22 protein-coding genes and 1 pseudogene are annotated in these 21,812 nt (G+C 70.0%); 5 read left to right on the top strand and 18 right to left on the bottom strand.

All coding sequences use genetic code 11. The features are described 5' to 3' along the window. Positions 1–74 precede the first annotated feature (74 nt). Positions 75–932: pseudogene (locus JSY13_RS01290) on the top strand (threonine/serine exporter family protein); the annotation flags it as partial. 33 nt (positions 933–965) lie between these two features. Beyond that, positions 966–1,475, top strand: coding sequence for a threonine/serine exporter family protein (locus JSY13_RS01285; protein ID WP_259608233.1), 510 nt, complete (start codon positions 966–968; stop codon positions 1,473–1,475). Between the two features lie 103 nt (positions 1,476–1,578). On the opposite strand, the gene JSY13_RS01280 is transcribed toward JSY13_RS01285, so the two are convergent. The 3 genes from JSY13_RS01280 to JSY13_RS01270 all read right to left on the bottom strand — a co-directional run bounded on the left by JSY13_RS01280 (position 1,579) and on the right by JSY13_RS01270 (position 4,425). After that, entirely contained in the window at positions 1,579–1,791 is a 213-nt protein-coding gene (locus tag JSY13_RS01280; protein WP_259607222.1) for a DUF6458 family protein, read from the bottom strand. Positions 1,792–1,987: 196 nt separating this feature from the next. Next, positions 1,988–3,115, bottom strand: coding sequence for a low temperature requirement protein A (locus JSY13_RS01275; RefSeq protein ID WP_432806456.1), 1,128 nt, complete (start codon positions 3,113–3,115; stop codon positions 1,988–1,990). A gap of 107 nt (positions 3,116–3,222) precedes the next feature. Continuing rightward, the gene (locus tag JSY13_RS01270) at positions 3,223–4,425 is read right to left on the bottom strand and encodes a glycosyltransferase (RefSeq protein ID WP_259607220.1); all 1,203 of its coding nucleotides are present in this window, start codon (positions 4,423–4,425) and stop codon (positions 3,223–3,225) included. A 73-nt stretch (positions 4,426–4,498) separates the two neighbouring features. Here JSY13_RS01270 and JSY13_RS01265 point away from each other — a divergent pair, with 73 nt between their 5' ends. Further along, on the top strand, positions 4,499–4,762 hold the full coding sequence (locus JSY13_RS01265) for a glutaredoxin family protein (RefSeq protein ID WP_259607219.1): 264 nt from the start codon (positions 4,499–4,501) through the stop codon (positions 4,760–4,762). Here JSY13_RS01265 and pip read toward each other — a convergent pair. Next, positions 4,755–5,735: a prolyl aminopeptidase gene (pip, locus tag JSY13_RS01260; protein ID WP_259607218.1), complete on the bottom strand. Its 981-nt coding sequence runs from the start codon at positions 5,733–5,735 to the stop codon at positions 4,755–4,757. The two genes, JSY13_RS01265 and pip, sit on opposite strands and share 8 nt — an antisense overlap. 79 nt (positions 5,736–5,814) lie before the next feature. Next, a complete protein-coding gene (gene ypfJ / locus JSY13_RS01255) occupies positions 5,815–6,684 on the bottom strand; it encodes a KPN_02809 family neutral zinc metallopeptidase (RefSeq protein WP_259607217.1) in 870 nt (289 codons plus the stop codon). Between the two features lie 65 nt (positions 6,685–6,749). Here ypfJ and JSY13_RS01250 point away from each other — a divergent pair, with 65 nt between their 5' ends. Both JSY13_RS01250 and JSY13_RS01245 read left to right on the top strand, forming a co-directional pair. Then, complete coding sequence (locus JSY13_RS01250; protein ID WP_259607216.1) at positions 6,750–7,745, top strand: malate dehydrogenase; 996 nt, start codon at positions 6,750–6,752, stop codon at positions 7,743–7,745. 113 nt (positions 7,746–7,858) lie between these two features. Continuing rightward, positions 7,859–8,317 carry a recombinase family protein gene (locus tag JSY13_RS01245; RefSeq protein WP_259607215.1) on the top strand — a complete coding sequence of 153 codons (459 nt, stop codon included), beginning with the start codon at positions 7,859–7,861 and terminating at the stop codon, positions 8,315–8,317. Between the two features lie 9 nt (positions 8,318–8,326). Here JSY13_RS01245 and JSY13_RS01240 read toward each other — a convergent pair whose 3' ends face one another. The 13 genes from JSY13_RS01240 to JSY13_RS01180 all read right to left on the bottom strand — a co-directional run bounded on the left by JSY13_RS01240 (position 8,327) and on the right by JSY13_RS01180 (position 21,791). After that, on the bottom strand, positions 8,327–9,109 hold the full coding sequence (locus JSY13_RS01240) for an FHA domain-containing protein (protein ID WP_432806425.1): 783 nt from the start codon (positions 9,107–9,109) through the stop codon (positions 8,327–8,329). Positions 9,110–9,159: 50 nt separating this feature from the next. Then, positions 9,160–9,714: a GAD-like domain-containing protein gene (locus JSY13_RS01235; RefSeq protein WP_259607214.1), complete on the bottom strand. Its 555-nt coding sequence runs from the start codon at positions 9,712–9,714 to the stop codon at positions 9,160–9,162. A 9-nt stretch (positions 9,715–9,723) separates the two neighbouring features. Then, on the bottom strand, positions 9,724–10,365 hold the full coding sequence (locus JSY13_RS01230) for a polymorphic toxin type 15 domain-containing protein (protein WP_259607213.1): 642 nt from the start codon (positions 10,363–10,365) through the stop codon (positions 9,724–9,726). Beyond that, positions 10,365–11,066, bottom strand: a complete 702-nt coding sequence (locus JSY13_RS01225) for a WXG100-like domain-containing protein (protein WP_259608231.1) — start codon at positions 11,064–11,066, stop codon at positions 10,365–10,367. Before JSY13_RS01225 ends, JSY13_RS01230 begins: the two co-directional genes overlap by 1 nt. A 97-nt stretch (positions 11,067–11,163) precedes the next feature. Beyond that, a complete protein-coding gene (locus tag JSY13_RS01220; protein WP_259607212.1) occupies positions 11,164–11,556 on the bottom strand; it encodes a hypothetical protein in 393 nt (130 codons plus the stop codon). 209 nt (positions 11,557–11,765) lie between these two features. Next, positions 11,766–12,638 carry a hypothetical protein gene (locus JSY13_RS01215; protein WP_259607211.1) on the bottom strand — a complete coding sequence of 291 codons (873 nt, stop codon included), beginning with the start codon at positions 12,636–12,638 and terminating at the stop codon, positions 11,766–11,768. Further along, positions 12,635–13,309 (bottom strand): hypothetical protein, encoded by a 675-nt coding sequence (locus JSY13_RS01210; RefSeq protein ID WP_259607210.1) that lies wholly within the window; start codon positions 13,307–13,309, stop codon positions 12,635–12,637. The genes JSY13_RS01215 and JSY13_RS01210 overlap by 4 nt, the downstream gene beginning before the upstream one ends. Positions 13,310–13,319: 10 nt before the next feature. Then, positions 13,320–14,015, bottom strand: a complete 696-nt coding sequence (locus tag JSY13_RS01205) for a hypothetical protein (protein WP_259607209.1) — start codon at positions 14,013–14,015, stop codon at positions 13,320–13,322. Between the two features lie 3 nt (positions 14,016–14,018). Then, positions 14,019–14,717, bottom strand: a complete 699-nt coding sequence (locus JSY13_RS01200; RefSeq protein WP_259608230.1) for a WXG100 family type VII secretion target — start codon at positions 14,715–14,717, stop codon at positions 14,019–14,021. An 82-nt stretch (positions 14,718–14,799) separates the two neighbouring features. Continuing rightward, positions 14,800–16,506, bottom strand: coding sequence for an ABC transporter substrate-binding protein (locus tag JSY13_RS01195; protein ID WP_259607208.1), 1,707 nt, complete (start codon positions 16,504–16,506; stop codon positions 14,800–14,802). 9 nt (positions 16,507–16,515) lie between these two features. Beyond that, a complete protein-coding gene (locus JSY13_RS01190; RefSeq protein ID WP_259607207.1) occupies positions 16,516–16,743 on the bottom strand; it encodes a hypothetical protein in 228 nt (75 codons plus the stop codon). 135 nt (positions 16,744–16,878) lie between these two features. After that, entirely contained in the window at positions 16,879–17,172 is a 294-nt protein-coding gene (locus tag JSY13_RS01185) for a WXG100 family type VII secretion target (protein WP_259607206.1), read from the bottom strand. 107 nt (positions 17,173–17,279) lie between these two features. Then, the gene (locus JSY13_RS01180) at positions 17,280–21,791 is read right to left on the bottom strand and encodes a type VII secretion EssC family protein (RefSeq protein ID WP_259607205.1); all 4,512 of its coding nucleotides are present in this window, start codon (positions 21,789–21,791) and stop codon (positions 17,280–17,282) included. Positions 21,792–21,812: the final 21 nt, after the last annotated feature.

The following is a 21,812-nucleotide window of genomic DNA, read 5'->3' as shown; positions in this document are numbered from 1 at the left end:
GAGGCCTCAGCACCGGCCCGCCGCGTCAGTGCCCTGATACCGTACCGGGAGCCGCCCCTTCCCCGCCAGGAGCCATGCCCACCGAACGCCGCCGCCGACTGCTCGCCTCCGTGCACCGGGTGATCCGCACCGACCCGTCGCAGGTCGCCCCCACCCAGGCGCTGCCGGTGATCGACGACGCCCGCATCCTGAAGATCCTCGACCTGGCCATGCGCATCGGCGAATCGCTGTTCGCCGTCGGGGCATCCGCGCACGACGTCGCGTTCGCGATCACGCGCGTCGCCGACGCCTACCACCTGCACTGCGTCCAGGTCGACGTCACCTACAACTCGATCACGGTGTCGTACCACCGCGGCGACGAGGACCGCCCCACCACCCTGCTGCGCGTGGTGTGAGTCGCCTCCCCCGACCACGCGAAGCTGCAGCGGCTGCAGGCGCTGCTCGTCGAGATCGACGACGGCCTCGACCTGGATGCCGCACGGACGGCCTTCCGCGCCATCCGCGGCATCCCGTTCCTGTACCGGCCGGTGGTCGTGATCGTCGCCCGCGCGCTGCTCGCGGTCGGCGTCGCCCTGATGTTCGACGCCGCGCCCGTCATCGTGCTGCTGAGCTTCATCGCGGCGCTGTGTGCGGCGTTCACGCAGGCCGGACTGGCGCGGATGCAGGTGCCGTCGTTCTTCAGCCAGATCGCGGGCGCCTTCGTGACGACCGTGGTCGCGCTCATCGTCTCCGCGCTCGGCACCGCCGGGATCGAGCCGTTCACCGGCATCCGTCCATCCATCATCGTCGCCTCCGGGATCGTGCTGATGCTCGCCGGCCTCACCGTGGTCGGCGCAGCGCAGGACGCGATCGACGGGTTCGCGCTCACCGCGGGCGGGCGCATCCTCGACCTCACGATGCAGACCATCGGGGTCGTGCTCGGCATCCTCATCGGCCTCGAGTTCGCCCGCGTCCTCGGCTTCGGGATGTCCACGCCGATCGAACCGATCCCGTTCGGCCCGCTCCCCGCCCAGCTCGCCGGGGCGGCGATCGTCGCCGTCGCGGTCGCGCTGTTCAACGGCGCGGGCCTGCGGATCATCCTCGTCAGCGCGGCCCTCAGCCTGATCGCGATCGCGGGCTACAACGGGATGCTGCTGCTCTCGGTGCACGAGGCCGCGGCGAGCGCGATCGGCGCCCTGCTCGCCAGCTTCACCGGCATCGTCGTCGCGCGACGGATGCACGTGCCGTCGGTCGCCGTGACGACCGCCGCCATCGTGCCGCTGGTCCCCGGACTCGCCGTCTTCCGCGGGCTGCTCGGGCTGATGCAGTCCGACGGGACGGCGGAGGGGATGCTGGTGGGCGTCGGACCGCTCGTGCTCGCGGCATCCATCGGCATCGCGCTCGCGGCCGGCGCCTCGTTCGGGCTGTTCCTGGGCACGCCGGTGCAGGCCACCCTCTCCAGCGTCGCCAAGTCGCGCGCGCGGGTGCGGCGGTAGGGACGCCGCCGAGAATCAGCCACGCGCGCGAGAATCAGTCCGCCGGGCTGATTCTCGCGCCGGGAACTGATTCTCGCGGGTAGGCCCGTCGCCGGGCCGCGGTTCAGACCACGTCGTCGTCCACCACGGTGCCGTCGACGGTCCTGCGGTTGCGGCGGACAAGCAGCATGATGATGCCGATCAGGAAGACGACGGCCCCGGCGCCCATCAGGATGTAGCCGATGAGGTCGAGGTCGGCCCACTCCACCTGCACGTTGATCGCGAAGGTGAGGATGGCGCCGATGACGAACAGGACGATTCCGGTGCCGATGCTCATACGAGTTCTCCTTCCGGGACGCGAGTCGCCTGCAGGCGCCGCACTCCCCACGATCCGCGGGAAGCGGCCGGGGAGGGAGGGGCTTGACACCCGCCCCCGAGGCTTGCCGTTGCGCATGAGACGGCGCTGTCAGCACACTGTCTCACGCAGTACGGCAGGTTTCGCCGGCCGCCGCCGCGGCCGGGGGCGCGGTGCGCTACCTCCGCGCGGCCACCGGGGGCCGCAGCACCAGCACCACGACGATCGCCACCAGGATCAGCGCCGTGAGGGTCACCGACAGCGGCAGGATCGGGTCGAACAGCACCAGCAGCGCGCCGAGCGGCACGACCGTGTTCACCACCCGGTCGGCGTTGTCTCGGATCGCGACGAACCAGACCGCGAGCAGGAACACCGCGATCGGCACCGACACCGTGAACGACGCCGCAACCCCGTCGAGCTCGGAGGCGCCGGTCAGCCGATCGATCTCCACCTCCACACCGGCGGAGAACGCGGCGGCCGCGGCGAAGATCAGATAGTGCGTGTACCCGTACCGCAGTGATCGCCGGAGGGTGAAGATGGCCCGGTGGTGCGGCGGCCAGAAGTAGATCCACCACAGTGCCGCCGTCGCCACCAGCGTGAGCACGGCGATCGAGATGAGCGGCCCGAGAGCGTCCACCTTCTCGATCGCCCCGATGATCGCGTTGGACGAGGCCAGCAGGCTCTCGCCCAGCACGATGAGGGTGAACAGTCCGTAGCGCTCGGTGATGTGGTGCGGATGCCACGGCGTCTGCCCCCGCAGCTCCGCCACCACCGGCACCGCGATCTCGACAAGAGCGAGCACGATGAACACCACCATCTGCGCCTCGGCGGGCACGAACAGGAATGCGATCCAGAGCAGCTGCGCGATCGCGATCCCCAGCGCGTACAGCCGGGCCGTGCGCCGCGTGGCATCCGACGCGCCCGAGGCCCGCAGCCACTGCACGATCATCGCCACCCGCATCACCACGTAGGCGAGCACGAGCACGGTGAAGTCGTGGTGGTGAAAGGCCGGGCCGATGCCGGCGGCAAGCACCAGCACGCCACCCATCTGCACGATGGTGAGCACGCGATAGAGCCAGTCGTCGGTGCCGAACGACGTGGCGAACCAGGCGAAGTTCATCCAGGCCCACCAGATGCCGAAGAACACCATGAGGTACATCGACACGCCCTCGACCGGATGCCCGGCTGCCAGCTCGTGGTGCAGCTGCCCGGCCGCGGTGCTCACGGCGACGACGAACACGAGGTCGAAGAACAGCTCCAGGGGGCTGGCGGTGCGGTGCGGCTCGTGCGGGTAACGCGGTCGCATCCGGAGCAGGCGGAACCGCGCGGTGTCGGCGTTCTCGGTCACGGGCAAGGATAGCGAGGGCGCGTCCACGGACGCCTCCCGCGTCTGCGCTCACGATCCGACCCGCGTCAGAGCTCCCCCGGGCGCATCGCCTCGGCGTCGATCGCCTGCACGATCCGCTGGCCCGCCGTGACGACCGGCGGCTCCCCGGCATCCCGCCGTCGACGCGGCGCGTACACGACCAGCGCGTGGAACAGGAACCGCGCGAAAAACGCCACCACGAGCGACAGCGCGGTCGCCAGCACGCTCGAGATGTGCCAGGACTCCACCATCAGCGCCATCACCGGGATGCGCAGCGCCGCCTCGACGTTGTTGAAGGTGAAGGATGCCGCGAACCGCACCCACAGCCGCGAGGCATCCGCCCGCACGTCGTCGAAGACGAAGCGCTCCTGCAGCACGAAGTTGCCGATGATGGTGGCCTCGGCCCCGACGATCGCGGCCCAGATGTAGTCCACGCCCAGGCTGGTGAGCAGCCACATGATGCCGATGTTCGCGATCGCCCCGATGCCGCCGATGAGCGCGAACAGCGACATCTTGCCGAACCGCAGCCGTGCCAGGTGCGCGACGAACGTCGCCCCTTGACGGATGCTCGCCTTCGAGGTGCCGTGCCGGCGCTCCCCGAACGCCATCGGCACCTCGGCGACGCGCACGTCCGACCGCACCAGGATCTCCAGCAGGATCTTGAAGCCCTGCGGTCGCAGCGCGGCGAGGTCGAGACGGGAGCGGTCGACCAGGAAGTACCCGGTCATCGGGTCGGTGCTGCGCCACAGCCTGCGGGGGAACATCGCCCGCGCCAGACCGGTCGCCGCACGCGAGACGCCGAACCGGAGCGCCGTGCCCAGGCCCGCGGCGTTCCCGCCGCCGACGTAGCGCGACGCGGCGACGACGTCGGCATCGCCGCGCTCGTACCGCTCGAGCAGCTCGGGCAGGAGCTCGGGCGGATGCTGCAGGTCGCCGTCCATGACGATGCAGACGTCGTGCGCCGCCTCACGCAGGCCGACCACCACGGCTCCGCCCAGCCCGCCGGTGTTGACGTCGCGGTGGATGCCGCGGACGGGCAGCGGTGCGGATGCCGCGACCCGGGTCACCTCGCCGATGGTGCCGTCGCTGCTGTCGTCGACGAACAGGATCTCCGCCTCACGGCCCTCGAGCGCCGCCGTGACCCGCCGGACGAGCTCGGCGACGTTGTCGCGCTCGTTGAAGGTCGGCACGATCACCGTGACGGGTGCGCCCACGTGCTTCCCTCCCGATCCGCGTGCCGTGTCCGGCATCCATCGTTTCACGTCCGTCTGTGCGTCCGTCGCACTCGGCGCCCTCCCTGCCGGCACGTCCTACCCTGGATGTATGACTTCTCCCGCATCCGACACGATCACGATGTTCGGCGCCGACTGGTGCCGCGACTGCATCCGCACGAAGAAGCAGCTCGACGAGCTCGGCATCGAGTACACCTACGTCGACCTGGTCGCCGACCCGGCCGCCGCGGAGGTGGCGAAGGAGATCTCGGGCCGCACGAACATCCCGGTGGTGGTCTACCCGGACGCCTCGCACCACGTCGAGCCCTCGAACGCGGACGTCGAGGCGAAGCTGCGCGAGCTGTCGCTCATCTGACGGGCCGGCCCGCCGCGGCGAAGCGGTCGGTCGCCTCGCGGAGGGCGCGCGCGATGCCGGGCTCGGATGCCGCGTGCCCGGCGTCGTCCACGATGACCAGCTCCGCCTCGGGCCACGCCCGGTGCAGATCCCACGCGGTCATCATCGGCGTGCACACGTCGTAGCGCCCCTGCACGATGACGGCCGGGATGCCGCGGATCGCGTCGACGTTCTCGATGAGCTGTCCCTCGCGCAACCAGCCGCCGTGCATGAAGTAGTGGTTCTCGATCCGCGCGAACGCGGTGGCATCCGCCGGCTGCGTCATCCGCTCGATGAGCTCCGCATCCGGCCGCAGCGTGATCGCCGTGGCCTCCCAGCGCGTCCACGCCTGCGCCGCCGGCACGTGCACCGCCGGGTCGGGGTCGAACAGCCGGCGATGGTAGGCCTCGATCATCCGGCTCCGCTCGAGCACCGGGATCTGCTCCTCGTACCCCGCCCAGGCGTCGGGGAAGAGAGCGGATGCCCCGCCCTCGTAGAACCACTCCAGCTCGTGCTTGCGGAGCGTGAAGATCCCGCGCAGGACCAGGTCGCTCACGGCATCCGGGTGCGTCTGCGCATACGCGAGCGCGAGCGTGCTGCCCCACGAGCCGCCGAAGACCTGCCAGGTCTGGATGCCGAGGTTCTTGCGCAGCAACTCGATGTCGGCGACGAGGTGCCAGGTCGTGTTGTAGCGCAGGTCCGCGGCGGGGTCGCTGGCGTGCGGGGTGCTGCGGCCGCATCCGCGCTGGTCGAAAAGCACGATCCGGTACTTCTCCGGGTCGAAGAAGCGCCGGTGCCAGTCCGAGGTGCCGCCGCCGGGGCCGCCGTGCAGGAACACGACCGGCTTGCCGTCGGGGTTGCCGCTGCACTCCCAGTAGACGCGGTTGCCGTCCCCGACGAGCAGCTCGCCCGTCTCGTACGGTTCGATCGGCGGATACAGGGCGTCCAGGTTCATTCGTGTCCCTCCCCGGCCCGGTGCTGCTGGGCCACCTCTCACCGTAGCGCGGCGGGCGCGGGCCCGCGGGCGACGCGGCCTAGAGCTGGTCGGCGGGGACCGCGAACGTGTCGCACACGCCGAGGCCGTTCTTGTAGCCGTTCGCGAACCAGTACTGACGCTGCTCGCTCGTGCCGTGCGTGAAGCTCTCCGGGTTGACGAAGCCGGACTGCTCCTGGATGTGGTCGTCGCCGACCGTGAACGCCGCGTTCAGGGCATCCTGGAGCTGGGCTTCGGTGGGCGTCTCGAGGTAGGGCACGCCGTTCTCGTCGGTCAGCGTGGTGACATCGCCGAGCCACGCGCCGGCGTAGCAGTCGGCCTGCAGCTCCATGCGGACGCCGTTGCTGTCGGGCCCGGTGCCGTTGTTCGGATGCTGCTGCATGACGCCGGTGATGTTCTGGATGTGGTGCCCCCACTCGTGCCCCACGATGTAGAGCTGCGCGAGCTCACCGGCGCTCGCGCCGAACTGCTCGCGCATGATGTCGAAGAACGTCGGGTCGAGGTACACGCCCTCCTCGGGCGGGCAGTAGAACGGTCCGACCGCGTTGGACGCGGTGCCGCACTGCGTCGGCGTCTGGCCGTCGACCACCGTCATCGTGGGGGCGCGGTAGCCGTCGACGTGCTGCGCCCAGTAGTCGTCGAGCACGACCTGGGCTCCGGCCATGCGGCAGTCGTCGCGGGTGTTGGCGTCCTCGCCGGTCTTGCACTCCAGGATCGCCTCCGAGGTCGGCGCCGGCACCGGCGCGCCGCCGCCCCCGAGCAGTCCGGTGAGGTCGACCCCGGTGAACATGCTGATCAGCAGCACCGCGATGCCGCCCAGACCGACCACCCCGCCGCCGGCGATGGCCGCGTTGCGGCCGCGGCGTCGCGTCGAGTGGCCTGAGATGTCGGCATCCGGATTGAAGGTCATGTAGGAACGGTACTCCGCCCCTCCGGGCCTGTCGAAGGGCGCCGGTCGCGACGTACGCTCGAACCATGACGACGACGATCACCATCACCGGCGCGGGCGGGCAGATCGGCTACGCGCTGCTGTTCCGGATCGCGGCCGGCGACATGCTCGGCCCCGGCGAGCCCGTCCGGCTGCGGCTGCTGGAGATCCCGCAGGGCCTGGCCTCCGCCGAAGGCGCGGCCCTGGAGCTGCAGGACGGCGCGTTCCCGCTGCTGGACGACGTGGAGGTGACCGACGACGCGGCCGTCGGCTTCGACGGCTGCGACATCGCCCTGCTGGTCGGCGCGCGCCCGCGGGGGCCGGGGATGGAGCGGAGCGACCTGCTCACCGCGAACGCCGGGATCTTCGCCCCGCAGGGCAGGGCGATCGCCGAGAACGCCGCCCCGGGAGTGCGCGTGGCCGTCGTCGGCAACCCGGCGAACACGAACGCTCTCATCGCGGCCTCCGCCGCCGAGGGCATCCCCGCGGAGCGGTTCACCGCGCTCACCCGGCTCGACGAGAACCGCGCCCGTGCGCAGCTGGCGCTGACGCTCGGCGTGCCGGTCGCCGAGGTGCGGCGCGTGACCATCTGGGGCAACCACTCGGCGACGCAGTTCCCCGACATCTCGCACGCCACGGTCGGCGGCCGCCCCGCGGCGGAGGTGCTGGCGGAGCGCGTCGGCGACGTGCGGGCTTGGCAGGAGGAGACCTTCATCCCGCGGGTCGCGAAGCGCGGCGCCGAGATCATCGAGGTGCGCGGATCGTCGTCGGTGGCATCCGCAGCGAGCGCGACCATCGACCACGTGCGCGACTGGGTGCACGGCACCGCCGACGGCGACTGGACGAGCGCGGGGATCGTCTCGCGCGGCGAGTACGGGGTGCCCGAGGGGCTGGTGTCGTCGTTCCCGGTGCGGTCGGTCGACGGCCGGTGGCAGGTGGTCGAAGGTCTCGAGATCGACGAGTGGGCGCGCACCCGCATCGACGCGTCGGTGACCGAGCTGATCGAGGAGCGCGACGCGGTCCGCGAACTCGGCGTGCTGTGAACGGGTCCGCCCGCGCGGACCGGGCGTGAGCGCGGATGCCGGCGCCCTGCGGCATCCGTCTGCGGCGTCCGGCGTCCCCGGACTCAGGCAGAATGGATGCCGGAGGTGCGACGATGAGCGATGCGACGACGACGGAGACCGGCGAGGTCGACGCCGCGCTGACGAGTCCGCTGCATCTCCCGCATGCAGCGGCGGAATGCCCCCAGTGTCTTGCGAACACCGAGCACGACTGGTGGTCGGCCCGGCCGGAAGGCGCACGTCTCGTGGGTCTGGTCGTGGCCCGTGAGGGCATGCCGTCGGTGGTGGAGCAGCGTGACGAGCTGGCGCGCTTCGGCGTGCCGATCGAAGGGTTCCGGCATCCCGCGCCGGAGATCCTGGAGAGCTGGAGCGACCGCCTCGCCCGGCTGATGGACACCCTGCAGCGCGGCGACGTACTGGTGGTCGCGAACGTGCATGCGCTCGGCCGCGACCTCGACGAGGAGACCCGCACCGTGGCGGAGCTGCGGCGCCGCGGCATCATGGTGAAGGTGCTCGGGCACAAGGCGCGCCACCTGGCGGACGCCGGACGCTGAGGTCGGACCTCAGTCGCCGTCGGCGTCGCTCTGGCTGCGCAGCGCTTCGTCGTCGAGGAGCGGCAGGTCCGCGCGGGTGATCACCTGCGAGGTGACCGCGTATTCGACCAGCCGGGCGCGGCGGTTGGTCGCGAGCTTGCCGGGGCCGCCGCGGAGACCCTGCACCCCCATGCGGTCGAGCTTGTCGCAGACGTTGTCGAGCTTGCGGTTGAACTTGCTCATCGTCCAGCCCAGGCGCTTGGCGGCCTCGCTCGAGGACGGCAGCTCGTTCATGCTCACGCCCTCGCGGCGCAGCATCGGCTCGGCGAGGGCGACCATCAGCTGCTTCTGCATCGGGGTGAAGCTGACCGGCATGACCGTGGTCTCGCCGCTCATCGACGCCTCCACCTGGTGGGACACCTCGTACGGCGCCTCCTCGGTGTGCAGGCTCAGCTCGTAGGTGATCGGGCCGGCCGTGAACACGATGACGTTGCGCTCGAACACGAGCGGCATCCGCGCGCCCGGCGACAGCCACGACTGCACGGCTCCGCCTGCGCTCGAGATGGTGGCCGCGAGGCGCACGCCGATGTTCGCCAGCCACCACAGTCCGTCGCGGTGCTGCAGTTCGAGGAAGTGGCGGTGCAGATACGGGTTGTCGTCGATCTCGAGGTCGCCTTCGCGGCCGATGATGAACGGATGCCCCGAGGGCACGTCGAACCATTCGCCCGCGAACTCGAGCCGAAGCGGCGGAACCCGCTTCGTCGTCGTCGCGGAGCCCCCCTCGAGCCCGGTCCCGGAATTCACATCAGTCACGTCGCGACCCCCTCGGCACATATCCTGCCACGGGGGCCCGGTCGACGGAGTCAGTGGCCGATGACGCCCTGCAGGTCGACCGCGACCTGGATCGCAGGGATGGTCTCCCGCTTGTGCAGGTTCTCGACCTTCGCGGCGCCGCCCAGCGAGAGCAGCGGCACGAAGATGAACGACTGGTCGTAGGGCAGCTCACCGTGCGCCGCAACAGCCTCCGGGAAGATCTCGGCCTTCAGATCTTCGAGGATCAGTTCGTCCTCGACCCGCCGGAACAGACTGCGGAAACGGCTTCCGAGTCCCACGGTGGTGCCCAGGCGGTAGAGGATGGCCGTCAGTCCCGGACGGCTGGGTTCCCACGTGATGAGGTCGCCGAGCCCGGTGACCATGATCGGGATGGCGATCCCGTCGCCCTGGGTCTTGCCGATGCAGTCGCCGACCTCGGTCTCGTAGAGCTTGGGGTCGATGATGCGCAGGAAACCGTCCGCGAAGGTACCGTAGCCGTACTTCTCCCAGACTTCGACGAGTTCGTCCGGAACGCGTCCCCGGTACTCCTCGACGATCTCGGCCGGAACCGGCGCGTGCGGAACGAAGTCAGCGATCTCAACCATGGTTCAAACCTATCGAAGGATGACGTTGATGAAGGTGTTGTCCAGATCCACGCCCGGATTCGCGTTGAGGTAGTCGATCACGGCCCGATCGATGTCGCCGACGCGGCTTCGCCACTGCGAACCGAGTGAGGAATTGATGCGGGTGTCTCCGACGCGTGAGATGTCGGTGACGTCCCCGCCGGCGATTCCATCCAGCCGATGCAGCGCCGCCTGGCTCTTGAGCCATTCCTGCGCCTTCTTGGTCGCTTCGTCCTTGCTGAAACCCTGGTCTCGCAGGTCGTCATACATGTCTCGGAATGCGTCATCGCGCGCGTTCTGCTGCGCCCGGAGCGAGTCCGAGGTGCGCCCGTTCTCGAGATACTCGATCCGGTTCGCCAGCCAGTCGGACAGCGGCATCCTCTGCAGCGTGTCCATCTGCTCGTCGTACTGCCTCTGGTACTCCGCCGAGTCGTGCTTGCTGTTCCTCTTGAACCGCTTCAGCTTGACATCGACCTTGCCGTCGTAGTTGTCGAGGTCGCGAACCTGGCGCACGACAGTGTCGAGGTGGCCGTCGAGGTTCGCGGTGAGCTGGTGCAGCTTGTGGTCTGCGTGAGCGAACCCCTTCAGCGCGGCCTGCTTGAGTTCGCGGATGATGGGTTTGACCGCGCTCATCAGTCGTCCCCTCCGAAGTCGAGGGCGGAGAACTCCGCGAAGAACGTCGACGTCAAGGTCTGGATGTCCGCACCATGCACCTTCATCGTCGACTGCGCCTCCTCCAGCGCCTGCAGATCCGCGTAGAACTCATCCGAGTCCCCGGCCGTGGACTCCACCATCGGCGCATCCAGAATCGCGTCGATCACTGCCGGCAGCTCCTCCGCCAACGGCTCGATCGCCATCGGCGCGAGCTGATTGATCAGCTGCTCCACCGCGATGTCCACCGCCGCGTTCAACAGCTTCTTCTTGATCAACAGCATCGGCCCGGCGCCCGCCGCCGTGATCGGGTTCGTCAGCATCGCCACCAGCGTGATCATCGTCGACGTCACATCCACGATGACCTTGATCTTCAACGCCAGAATCGCATCCGCGGCGACGTCCATCGCCGTCGCCGCCGGCGGCATGATATCCACCAGCTTCTGCAGATTCTGCGACCGGTTGGCATTCCACGCGCTCAACGTCGCCGGCCCCGTCTGCCCGCGCATCGCCGCGCCGATGTCGCCGTTCATCTTCCGGTCGACGGCCTGGATCACACCCTCCAGATCCGACCCGAAATTGCGCACCAGCGTCGCACCCTTGCGGACCTCGTCCTCATCCACATCCGGCCACTCGAACCCGAGCTTCTCCATCACCCAGACGAGCTCGTTCGGCAACATCATTCCCACGGCGCCACCTCCTGAATCGAGGGTACTTTCCGGTCATCGAGGCCACCATGGGTAGCACTTCCCACCCGCACAGCTCCGCCGGCCCTCGCCATCAGTCCCCGGGGACGTCGAACTCGATGCTCACGAACCGCGAATCGGGGATGGTCTTGATCTCGACCTTCGCGCCGTCCAGCGCGCCCGGCGGCAGGTCGAATCGCGTCTCGAGCTCGGCCTGGCTGAGCGCGCTCAGGGCATCCGCTTCGCCGGCGGGGGCGAGGAAGCTCATATCGCCCGCGCTCTTCGCCCCGTACTTGTCCGGGCTGTCCTGCCCGATCGCGTCCTCATAGAGCTCTTCGACGAGCTGTCCGGGCACCTTCTTCGGCGTGCCCTTCACCTCGTCCGCGATGTCGCCCGGCAGCGACCTCACCTCGTTGCCGACGGAGCGGCCGAGATCGCGCGCCAGGTCGTAGTCGGGGTCGCGGTGCCGCGGCTGGTACCCGCGCAACTGCGCGTCGACCCCTCGGCTGACATCGCGCAGGACGTGGTACTCCTTGGCATGGGAGGTCGGCTTCTTGCCGTCTCGTCCACATCGCCCACCGCGCCCTCGACGACCGGGGCGTCGAGCATCGCCGCGACCAGTCCCGGGACCTGCTCGGCGAGCGGCTCGAGCGTCAGCGGCCGCGGTCCGGGAGGTCGCGCGCTGTCGAAGACGCCTCAGTCCTCGGATGCCCGGGGAGGATCCCCCGGCACGAAGTACCGCAGCGGAGAGAGCCCGGTGCGCACGACGGCGTCGCCTGCGGCATCCAGGAACTGATCCATGGTCGCGACGCTGAGCGCGCCCGACGGGTCGGCGATGATCACGTTGTCCACGACGGGGAGGAGCGTCGCGGTCCCCTTGGGCCATGCCGCGAACGTCGTGGTGACCCCGCCGTCCAGCACCCGGATCTTCGGATCCGCCAGGTGCACGTCCGGTCGCTGCAGCGCGACGGACTGTGCCTCGTACGCGCGAACGGCGAACAGCCTCAGCACCCGCTCGAAACGCATCTCCAGCGACGGATGCCGCTCGCGCCACGGGTACGGAGCCCAGGCGCCGTCCGAGAGCACCACTGGATGCGCGCTCACCAGTCGCCCGCCCTCGTCGTAGAGCTGCTCCGCCAGGTCCAGCACACGGGCGATCCCCGTTTCGTCGTCCGTGCCGACGATCGCGAGCCGCTGCCGGGAGAGCGCGAAGACGACCGGTGATCCGGTCACGTCGCCGACGTCGATCCGGGACGGTTCGACGAGCACGGATGCCGCCACCTGCTCGTCCTCGATGAGGATCACCCCGTCCACAGGGTCCGGAACGGAACCGGCGGATGCCACGGCCGCCGCGACCATCTCGGCGAACGGCTGCGACCAGGCTTCGGCCTGCCCTTGCGTCACCGCGGACCCGTCGCGCTCGTCAAGACCCACGAACAGCTCGCCGCCGACGTACTCGACGCGCGGATGCGCGTCGCCAGGGGCGGTGATCGCGAGCACTCCGAGCTCACTCGCGCCGTAGACGCGCGCGACCGCGTCCACGGTCAGGTTCCCGAACGTGCCTGTCATGCGTCCCGCTCCTCTTCCTCTGCCGCCAGACTACCGGCGGCATCGGCGTCCGCTCCTGCCGCGTCCGGCCCGATGCCGGTCCGAGCCGCGTAGAGGTTCACGACCTCGTCCCAGGACCAGTTCACGTCGATTCCACGGACCGCCTTCCCGGCCCGTCGTTCGGTCACCCAGCCGGCCGGCACCACATGCATGGCCAGCGACATCGTGCCCTCCTGCTCGACCCCTGCCCACACCAGCGCCAGCCCGACGGTCTCCGAGTACGTCCAGAAGTTCACGCGCTGCGCCCCGGCCGCATGGAGCGCCGCCGTGTACGAGCCGATGCTGTCCCCTCGATGCCCACGGAGATCGTCGAGAACCCGCCAATTGCCCGCCCAGTACATCGCTGCGGACTGCACCTGGGACGCGAAGGCGGCGATCTCCTCGGTGGAGACGCCCGCCCCGCCGGCTTCCCCTCGCCATGCCAGCGGCAGGATCCGGGCCTGACCGCGCACCAGTATCGGGTTGCTCGGCGCGATCCAGCCATCGTCCTCGGCGTCGAAAACGGCCGAAGGCAGGCCGTCCGGACCCAGCATCAGCGTACGACCCTCGTACGGAAGCAGCGCTCCCGCAGTGACAGACGCGGGGCCGAAGGCTGCCGCATCGTCTCTCTCCAGGTCCATGTCCAGGTTCACGCGCGCCTGCCTAGATGCTGAACTCTCGCGGGCTTCCCGGCCACTGCGAGGGCATGTACTCGCCGTTGCGCAGTCCTCTCGCCGTCTCCGGGATGTCGATCACGGCCTCCGGGATGCCGGTCGGGAGATATCCTCCGGGGATCCATTTCTCCGTGTCGGTACCGCCTTCATTGCCGGACGGCATCCGCAGGCCGTCCAACTCGTGGGGCGCGAAGTCCCGCAGTTCCACCTCGGCACCCTCGAAGAACCCGTCGGGCAGCCCCAGCGCCTCAGCAAGCTCAGCGGGGCTGTTAACCTGCTGCATCAGGGTGTTCAGCTGATCCGTGGGAAAGACGTACGTGGTGTTGTCGTTCCCCGGCCCGTAGTTGTCGAGGCTGTCCTTCTTGTAGATCCGCGTAGCGCCGTCCGCGAACTGGTCGAGGTGCTTCGCGATGTAGTCGGCGTCCAGATACTCGTGCGGGTCGGGTCGGTTGCCTTTCCCCCAGGCGACGACCTCGTTCGGCTCCCACTTGCCGTCCTTCTTCCAGCCGTCCTTGAGCGGATGCACGATGTCCGGCGAGTCGAGGTTCTGCACCTCGCTCGTATTGCGGTGCTGCTTCTTGCCGTGCTTGCGGAACATCTCCGCCAGCTGCTTCACATGCACCGGAGCGTCATCCAGCGCGCGCAGCAGCGGCTTGATCGCTTCGTCACCGATGCTTCTGCCCATGTCTCAGTCCCCCGTGATGTTCAAGCTCGAAAGGTCCGCGAGCAGCCGCTCGGTCAGCGTCTCGACATCCGACGCATGCATCTCCATCTCGCTCTCCGCCTGCTCCAGCGCCTGCAGATCCGCGAAGAACTCGTCCGGGTCACCCGCGACCGCCTCCACGATCGGCGAGTCCAGCGCCGCCATCACGACACCCGGCAGCTCCTCCGCCAGCGGCTCGATCGCCATCGGCAGGAGCTGATTCAGCAGCTGCTCGATCGCGACATCCACCGCCGCATTCAGCAGCTTCTTCTTCAGGATCAGCATCGGACCGGCGCCCACCGCCGTGATCGGGTTCGTCAGCATCCCGACCAGGGCGATCATCGTCGTCGTGACATCCGCGATCACCTTGATCTTCAACGCGAACACCGCGCCCGCCGCGATGTCCATCGCCGGCGGCACCGGACCCAGCAGATCCACCAGCCGCTGCAGGTTCTGCGACCGGTTCGTGTTCCACGCGCTCACATACGCCGGGCCCGCCTTGCCCCGCATCGCCGCGGCCAGGTCGCCGTTCACCTTCCGGTCCATCACCTGGATCTTCGCCTCGAGGTCGTCGCGGAAGTCGCTGACCATCCCCGCACCCCGGCGCAGCTCGTCCTCATCGACATCCGGCCAGTCGAACCCGAGCTTCTCCATCACCCAGATGAGCTCGTTCGGCAACATCATTCCCACGCGAAAACCTCCGCCGACGACCCTATGCGCCGGCGGGATGCCGTCGCGATGGGGAGAACAGCCCACATCCGCCGCGTCACTTCACGGCCGCCCACTGCACGATGCCGTACGTGAGGGGCGCCAGAGCGCCGTTGCGGGCGGTCACGCCGGTCACGTCACGGTCGACGATCGTGATCCGCGGGTTCGTCGCGATCGGCAGGGCCAGTGCGGCGCGGACGATCGTGGACTCGATCAGCGCGCGGATGTCGCGCGCCTCGTAGACGTCGACCGTCTGGGCGAGCTGCGCGATGAGCGTGTCGCGCTCGGCATCCGCATGCCCGGTGACGGATGCCCGGCCCTGCGTGCCCCACTGCGCGGCGATCTGGGCCGGAGATTCCGGGATCGGCACCCGGGCGATCACCGCGTTCCACCCGCGCTGCGCCAGCGCACCGTCGACGTCGTCGCTGCCGCAGTCGGCGACGCCCCACCCGGCCTCGGCCGCAGCACCCCGCAGCGCGGTGAACGCCCCGGCGGCGAACTCGCTGCCGCGGTCGTACAGCACGCACACCCGGGTTCCCGGGCCCACACCGGCGGACTGGCGCTCGAGCGCCGGGTCGTCGCTCTGTGTGCCGAGGGTCTGGGCGAAGCCGGAGTCCTCGTTCACGATGTCGTAGGCGCGGGAGCCCGGGGCGGACACCATCGACGTGGTGGCGGTGTAGGCCGCGGCCCATTCACCCCCACCCGCTTCCGCGAGCGCCCGCACCGGAAGGGCGCGGAGGAAGGCGGAGCGGGCCCGCTCGTCCGCGAACACTCCGGCCGGGTTCAGCAGCACCGCCCAGACGGTGCCGTCGTGCGTGGTCTGCACGGCGAAGTCCCGGCGTTCGAGTTCGCGGATGACCCCGCGGTTGGACGCCACCGGGGTCACCTGGGCGATGTCCAGCCGGTCGCCGATCGCGCCGGCGGGATCGCTCCCCGGCGGGACGAGCTCGATCCGCGCGACCTGCGGGGTGACCGCCCCACGATAGGACGGGTTGGGAACCAGCGTCACGCTCTGACCGGTCTCCTCGTCGCGCACCCGGTCGACGAGGTACGGGCCGCTGGAGAGCCGCAGGTCCTCCGGGATCGCCTTCTTCTCGGGCAGTGCGAAGCCCTCGTTCCACACCGCGGCGAGATCGTCGAGAGCCTCGGGGTCGGCCTCCTGGATCGCGCGGATGACGGCCTGCTTCGCCTCCATCGCGTCATCCGTCCCGAACGCCCGCCTGCCGGCGACGTGCGCGGGCACCGGGGCCGTCACCGCCTGCTGCCAGTCGATCGCCGGCTGCGGGAAGGTCACCTCGATCGCCCGCGCGAACTCGTCGACCTCCGGGACCTCGAGGGCGATCTCGGGCGCGTGCGCTCCAGCATCCGCACCCTCCTCGTCCCGCTCGAAGAGACCAGATGCCCCGGCCCAGCCCAGCAGCAGATCGGCGGCGTCGAGGGGGATGCCGTCCGACCAGGTGGGCTCGGCGAGGTCGTACCGCACCGTGAACGGGTCCTCCGACACGATGCGGACCGCGCCGAAGCTCTCATCCGGGACGAACTCGCCGTCGACGACGTCGCCGAAGTCGGCGCGGATCGTCTGGGCGATGTCGATGTTGCCGGGTGTGGGCGAAGCCAGGGCGTTCACGGAGGTGAACCCGCCGCTCCATCCCACGGCGACCTCCGTGCCGGGCACGACGGTCTGCGGCAGCGCCGGCGCGCAGGCGACCAGGCCTGCCGCCAGCAGCACGACCAGCGGTCCCGCGATGCGGCGATGCGCTCTCATCGCGTCGCTTCAGACGAGGTCGGTGCCGTCGTCGCTCTCGGCCGCCATCTCGCGGAACCGCTCGCTCTCCTCGCTCTCGAGCCACGCGCGCGCGTGCTCCAGCAGGATGGCCGGCGACTCCTCCGCCTCCTCGGCGGTCGAGAACGGCCCGATCGTGTCCTCGGAGGGGCGCTCGTCCGCGCGCACCACCGACTGCGTCGAGAGGTTGTACCAGTAGTAGCTCTGCGTCCCGCTCATCAGCCCCGTGCTCCGATCATCTTCCCGATTCTATGCGCCGCCCTCGGCGGTCCCACACAGAAGGCGGCCCGCGCAAAAGGAGAGGTCGCGACGCCGGTCCGTGACCGACGCCGCGACCTCTGCCGATGCGATGGCTCAGCCGCCGGCGAGCTCCGAGTCCTTGTCGCGGATGGAGTCGGCCATGCGGTCCAGAGCGTCGGCCATGTCGTTGACGGCCTCAGCGGCGTCGTCGAGCGACGAGGTGAGCTCCTGGTAGGCCGTGTTGTACGCGTCCGAGGCGTTCTCGGTCTTGAACCCGTCCTGGACGAGCTCGTCGATGATGCCCTGGAGCTCCTTCAGGGTGTCGCCGATGGAGCTGCGACCGTCGCGGAGTCGCGCAGCCGCGCCCTCCATCTCGCTGTACGTTGCACCGAAATCGTGTCCGGCCATGAGAACCGCCTCCCGCGTTCGTCTTGTTCAGGCCCCTTCGGCCTCTCTCACGACGAGGTTAGCCAATCATCCCCACCCCGCAAACGGGGAGCGGTACCCATGCACCTCTACCCATTCGCCGGGGTGGCGGGGACGAACGGCACCTGCATCGTGATGGCGCGGCCCGCCTGCACGAAGATCCCGCGCCCGACCGGGAAGTCCGTCCGCTTGACGCGGCCGAACGGGGTCTTGAAGATCGCGTCGCCGTCGTAGGTGTCGGGCTTGAGCACGATCCCCTGCCGACCCGTCTTCCACTCGCCGAGCACGCCGATGCTGCCGCTGGCGCGGCTGATCTCCGCCTCGCCGATGAGCAGGTGGTCGCTGTTGTTCATCGCCTGCAGCAGCGTCCGCATCTGACGGTCGGCCGGGCCGTCGGCCAGGTGCGGGATGTCCTCGATGACGATCATGATGCGGCCGCCGGGGTTGTCGGCGACGACGAGCTCGGCCAGCTCCGCGGCGAGCTCCTTCTCGTCCTCGGGCTTCGTGGCGCTGCGCACCCACGGGCGGAAGTCCTTCAGCTCGGCGCGGCGGCTGCCGAAGTGGTACATCCGCACGTTCGGGTCGAAGCGCTCCATGGCCACGATGAGCGCCCGCAGCGTGTTCGTGCGGCCGGAGGCCGGCGGCCCGGTGATGACGAACGACCCGATCGGCTCGAAGCCGTGCGGGGCGAGCGACTCGTCGGCCACGCCGAACACCGGCATCCCGTCCACCTGCGCGGGCATGTCGGATGCCGGCACCATGGTGGGCAGCGCGCCGATCTCGGGCAGGTCGCGCACGCCCTGCTCGCGGAGCCGATCGCCGAGCGCGCTGAGCGCCTTGGTCTGCTCGACCGCGTTCGACGTGCCGCCCAGCACGGCGATCTGCGCCTCGTGCCCGTCGATCACCGCGCGACCGGGCACCGACTGCTCGTCCAGGACGTCCCGGGGCACGCCCAGCAGCATGTACTGGCTGGCATCCCCCATCCGCAGCACGACGCGACGCGAGATGTTCGAGGCGACCGCGCTGGGCACGGCGTTGCCGCGGTCGGTGGTGATCACGGTGTGCAGGCCCAGCGTGCGGCCCTCGCCGAGGATCCGCATGAAGATGCGGTAGAACGGCCCGCGGCCCGGAGCCACCTCCCAGTCCTTCTTGAACTCGGGGTAGTTGTCGATCAGCAGCAGGATGCGCGGCATCCGCGGGTCCCGCAGTTCGCGGTACTCCTGCACGGATGCGGCGCTGGCCGCCGCGAACGCCGCGGAGCGGCGGTCCATCTCGCGGTCCAGGGTGCGGAACAGCCGCTGGATGCGCTCGACGTCGCCGCCGTCGACCACCGAGCCGACGTGCGGCAGCGCCGACAGCGCCGACAGCGAGCCCGAGGCGAAGTCGAGGCAGTAGACGTGCACGCGACCGAGGTCGGGGCGCATGCCGGCGGCCGTGCCGATGGTCTTCAGCAGCGTCGACTTGCCCGAGCCGGAGGTGCCGTAGATCACCAGCGAGCCGTCCCGGTCGGGCACGAACACCGCCGGCTCCTGCAGCTGCTTCTCCGGCACGTCGACCATGGCGATCGGGATGCGCGTGTCGCCCTCGTTCGGCAGGTCGCGCAGATCCACCAGCGGCGAGAGATCGTCCAGCCAGGGGCGGCGGGGCCGCTGCAGCCGCGCGGCATCCGCGGCCCGGATCAGGGTCGACACGATGCGCTTCTGATCGTTCGGGCCGAGGTCCTCCTCGTGGGCATCCGACTCGGCGGGACGGTCCGGCTCCCACTCGCGGGTCGCACCGAACCGCAGCTCCGCGACGCGCACCTCGGCCGCGGCCGCGTCGTCGTCGGTGCTCCAGCCGCCCGTGTAGGCCGACTGGAACGGCACCAGACGGCCGGGGCCGGTCTTCGCGATCGCCCGGCCCGGGATCGACGGCGGGAAGGTCGCCGCGATGGCGTCATCCACGACGTCACGGGAGTCGGACTCGTCCGCCATGCGCAGGGCGATGCGGAGGTTGGTGTTCGCGCGCAGGTTGTCCTTGATGACGCCGGCGGGGCGCTGCGTCGCCATGATGAGGTGGATGCCGAGGGACCGGCCGCGCTGGGCGATGTCGACGACGCCGTCCACGAACTCCGGCATCTCGGATGCCAGGGCGGCGAACTCGTCGATGACGAGCACCAGCGCCGGCGGGCACTCCGGGTCCTGGCGCTTCTCGAGCTCGAGGAGGTCCTTCGCCTTCTTCCGGTTGAGCAGATGCTCGCGGTGCTGGAGCTCCGCGCGGAGGCTGGTCAGTGCGCGGCGGACCAGGTGCGGGCTCAGGTCCGTCACCAGGCCGACGCAGTGCGGCAGCTCGACGCAGTCGGCGAAGGCGGAGCCGCCCTTGTAGTCGACGAAGAGGAAGGTGACCCGGTCGGGGCTGTGCGCGGCGGCCATGCCGAGCACCCACGCCTGCAAGAACTCCGACTTGCCGGCGCCGGTGGTGCCGCCGACGAGGGCGTGCGGTCCGTGCGTGCGCAGATCCAGCGCCATCGCGTCGCTCGCCCCCTGCCCGATGATGGCGCGGAGGGTGCCTGCCTTCTTCAGCCGGGGACGCGGCGCGGGCGTCCGGTCCACGATGGTGTTGTTCTGCCGCCACCGCTCGATCACCACCTGCGGGTCCTCCGCGATCGCGGGGTCCACCAGCTGCAGGAACATCACCGAGCTGGGGATGTCGGAGGCGTCGTGCACCACGGTGCTGGCGTCCACGACCGGCGCGAGGCGGCGGGCGAGCATCTGCATGTACGCGTTGGAGACGCCCTCGACCTTGACGTGCTCGAACTTCTCGCCGTTGCGGACCAGGCCGACCTCGGCGTCCTCGAGGCCGCCGGTGACGTCGATGTAGCTGCGGCAGACGGCGGGCAGCGACTCCACGGTCGGGGAGATGAAGACCGCGTGCACACCGCGATCCGCGCCGCGCTCCAGCACGTCGGTGAGCCGCCCGCGGTCGACGGGGGCGTCGCTGGTGACGAACACGATCACCGAGACCGGCGGGGTGTTCTTGTGCTCGCCGGCCGCGCGGGCGACGTCCGTGCCGTACAGCAGCGGATTCCAGTCCTCCTTGAACGGGCCGCGCGGCTCACCGCCGCCCTCCGGCCCCGCCCGCAGGACGTACTCCTCGAGGCTGCTCAGCAGCGCGGCGGCGGTCGGGGCCGAGTCGGCGAGGGCCATGTCGCGGAACGGGCTGCGCTCGCTGGAGGTGTGCGGCATCCACTTCAGCCAGTCCAGCTCCGGCGTCCACGCCGAATCCGCGAACGCGACGGCGACGACGTCGTTCGGCGCGTGCATCCCGAACAGCTGCACCGCGAGCCCGCGCATGGCGTCCGCGACCGGAGCGTGGGGTCCGGCGACGCCCACGGAACCGGCATCCGGGAGCGTGTCGAACACCGGCACGTCGTCGACGAACTCGTAGCGCTCGCGCAGCCGGTCGACGCGTTCGATGAACTCGGGCAGCCCGTCCGGGACGTCGGCGTCGTCGATCCGGTTGCGCGCCGGGAGCCGGCAGCTGCCGAGCCGCACGCCGAGGAAGTTCCAGTGCTCGGGGCGGCGCGTCCACAGCATCGGCCCCAGACGCATCGCGTGGTCGAAGACCTCCGCGACGGGGGGCGCCTCGGCGTTGCGGGCCTGCTCCTCCTCCGGCTTGCCGTGGAAGAGGTCCTCCTCGAGCTGCTCGAACTGCCGCTCGAAGAGCAGGAACTCGTGGTTCTGGCTCTTCTTGCTCTGCACCGACTGGTTGATCAGGTTGCCGAACGCCATCAGCGGCGTCATCACGATCAACAGCAGAGAGCGGGGGTTGCCGTTCATGGCGTACAGCGCCATGCCCATCAGGATCGGCGCGACCAGGATCGGCCAGGGGAACATCTTGCCGATCTTCTCGGTGGGCAGCCGCGGCGGCTTGAACAGCGTGCCCGGGTAGCGCACCTCGACCCGGGGGCTGCGGTTGAACAGCAGCCCCCCGCCGCGCTCGATGATCGGCTCCTCGGCGGCCGAGCCGTCGAAGGAGCGGGCCAGGCGGAGCACGAGCGTGGTGCCGCCGATGACGAACGGCTCGCCCTCCTCGATGCGGACACGCTGCACCGCGATGCCGTCCACCAGCACGCCGTTGGCGGAGTTCAGGTCCACGACTTCGATGTGCGTGCCGACCTCCAGGCGCGCGTGCCGCTTGGAGACCATCGGGTCGGAAAGGACGACGTCGTTGGAGGCGTCGCGGCCGAGGAACACGTGCCCGGACGCGATCGGGAACTCCTGCCCGGCGAGCGTCCCGCCCACCGCGCGGAGCACGCCGACGATCTGGCGCTGTCCGGCGGACGCGTAGTCCGGCCCGTAGTTGAGAACGGATGCCGCGAAGCCGGAGCCGATCGGCGCTTCGCCGATCGGGACGTCGGGCTGCAGCGGCACCAGACGATCGCCGGTGGGCGGCGCCACCGCGAGCGTGAGGACATCGCCCTCGGCCACCGGCGTCGACCGCGTCGGGTCGGCCTCGGCGATGTGTCGCGCCACATCCCCCGCCGTGGCGGTGGAGTCGGTCGTGATCACGATGTCGACAGGGTCGCCCGCCTGGCGGTGCAGGGTCAGCTTCAGCCTCATCCGTTGTCCTCAGTCACGCTC

This window comes from Microbacterium neungamense, assembly GCF_024971095.1.
In the GTDB taxonomy this organism is placed as follows: Bacteria; Actinomycetota; Actinomycetes; order Actinomycetales; family Microbacteriaceae; genus Microbacterium; species Microbacterium neungamense.
The sequence above is the reverse complement of the archived record's forward strand: the minus strand, read 5'-3'. Positions and strand labels throughout refer to the sequence as shown.